A 1,740-nucleotide genomic window follows, 5' to 3' on the forward strand; every position below is an offset into this window, starting at 1 on the left:
CTCGCGACCGGCGCCCTGACCGCGCCGGTCGCCTACCACCGGATCTTCGCCGGCCACCGCCTCAAGCCCCAGCTGGTGGACGCCGCCGCCCGGCTGGTGGCCACCGGCCTGGTCCTGCTGGCGCTGACCATCGGCTCGGCACTCCTGCTCCTGCTGCGCGTCGCGACGGGGTCGCTCGCTTCCGGCTGGATCGCCGGAGGCGTCATGCTCTGGTTCGCGGTCTGCTGGCTGCTGCTGCCGGTCCGCCACCTGCACCGGCACAACGGCCACTGCTCCCGGCCTCCGGGCAGGACCACGGCCGCCCCGACCCGCGGCGGCGCCGCCACCCCGCGTACGGAAGGACGCCCGACATGACGCTCCGCACTCGTTCGAAGCCGCGCACCGTGGTGATCACCGGGGCCAGCGCCGGCATCGGCCGTGCCTGCGCGCGGGCCTTCGCCGCCGACCGCAACCGGCTGGTGCTGGTGGCCAGAGGACCGGCCGGACTGCACGCCGCCACGACCGAGGCCGAGAAGGCCGGCTCACCGGTATGCGCGATCCTCGCCGATGTCGCCGACCATCGGGCGTGCGAGGCCGTCGCGGCCCGGGCCGAGGCGGAGTTCGGCCCGGTCGACGTCTGGGTCAACGACGCCTTCGTCTCCGTCTTCGCCCCCTTCACCGAGATCAGCGCGGACGAGTTCCGCCGGGTCACCGAGGTCACCTATCTCGGCTACGTCAACGCCACCCGCGCCGCACTGCATCACATGCTCCCGCGCGACCACGGCACGATCGTGCAGATCGGCTCCGCGATCGCCTACCGGGGCATTCCGCTGCAGAGCGCCTACAGCGGCGCCAAGCACGCCCTCCAGGGCTGGCACGAGGCACTGCGCTGTGAGCTGCTGGCCAGCGGATCCGGCGTGCGGGTGACCATGGTGCAGCTGCCCGCGGTCAACACCCCACAGTTCGACTGGGTGCTCAACCGCCTGCGGAGCCGCGCCCGGCCCGTCGCCCCGGTGTACCGGCCGGAGGTAGCCGCCCGCGCCGTCCGGTACGCGGCCGACCACCCGAACAGGCGGGAGTACTGGGTGGGTGGCAGCACCACCGCCACCCTGGTCGCCAACGCCCTCGTCCCCGGCCTGCTCGACCGCTACCTCGCCCGCACCGGCATCGACGCCCAGCAGGACGAGGAACCGCACCGCGCCGACACCCCGGACAACCTCTGGACCCCGGCGGACGCGGCCCGCGACCACGGGGCCCAGGGCCGCTTCGGCGACGAGGCCCGGGGCCGCAGCGCACAGTTGTGGGCCTCCCAGCATCACGGCCTGCTCGCCGCGGGCGGCGCAGGCCTGCTCGGCGTCGCCGCCGGCACACTGGCCCGCCGCCGGTGATCCCGAAACCGGTAACCGCGCCCGGGCGTCCGGTACTGCCGCCAGGACCGGGGCACACCTACCGGCACAGGATCGTCTGGCCGTCAAATCCCGTATGACGGGCGGACACGGCCGCAGGTGTGGAAGCACCTCCCGCGGGCACACGCCACCGCGGGGCGCAATCTCGTCCCTGTCATAAGAGGAGTGAGAGCGATGGGCACCGAGGAGAAGTTGCGCAACATCGCGGAGAAGGGCAAGGGAAAGGCCAAGGAGGCCGCGGGACGCGCGACGGGCGACCGCACCGTCGAGGCCAAGGGCCGCGCCGAGCAGGCGAAGAGCGATCTGAAGCAGGCCGCGGAGAAGGTGAAGGACGCGGGCAAGCACTGAGCCGCGG

Annotated in this window: 3 protein-coding genes; all 3 read left to right on the top strand. The window is 73.5% G+C overall.

What is annotated here, in order from left to right; all coding sequences use genetic code 11:
• The coding region (locus ACFU7Y_RS43675; protein ID WP_380772015.1) for a DUF6328 family protein at positions 1-354 on the top strand (354 nt) is incomplete at its 5' end.
• Positions 351-1,367 carry an SDR family oxidoreductase gene (locus tag ACFU7Y_RS43680; protein WP_380772017.1) on the top strand — a complete coding sequence of 339 codons (1,017 nt, stop codon included), beginning with the start codon at positions 351-353 and terminating at the stop codon, positions 1,365-1,367. The genes ACFU7Y_RS43675 and ACFU7Y_RS43680, both read left to right, overlap by 4 nt.
• Positions 1,368-1,559: 192 nt before the next feature.
• Positions 1,560-1,733 carry a CsbD family protein gene (locus tag ACFU7Y_RS43685; RefSeq protein WP_224278029.1) on the top strand — a complete coding sequence of 58 codons (174 nt, stop codon included), beginning with the start codon at positions 1,560-1,562 and terminating at the stop codon, positions 1,731-1,733.
• Positions 1,734-1,740: the final 7 nt, after the last annotated feature.

The sequence above is a fragment of the Kitasatospora sp. NPDC057542 genome, assembly GCF_042801945.1.
Taxonomy (GTDB): Bacteria; Actinomycetota; Actinomycetes; order Streptomycetales; family Streptomycetaceae; genus Kitasatospora.

Bases quoted from the DNA above. Each gene is read 5' to 3' on its own strand.
- ACFU7Y_RS43680 (WP_380772017.1), top strand. From the start codon at position 351: ATGACGCTCCGCACTCGTTCGAAGCCGCGCACCGTGGTGATCACCGGG.
- ACFU7Y_RS43685 (WP_224278029.1), top strand. From the start codon at position 1,560: ATGGGCACCGAGGAGAAGTTGCGCAACATCGCGGAGAAGGGCAAGGGA.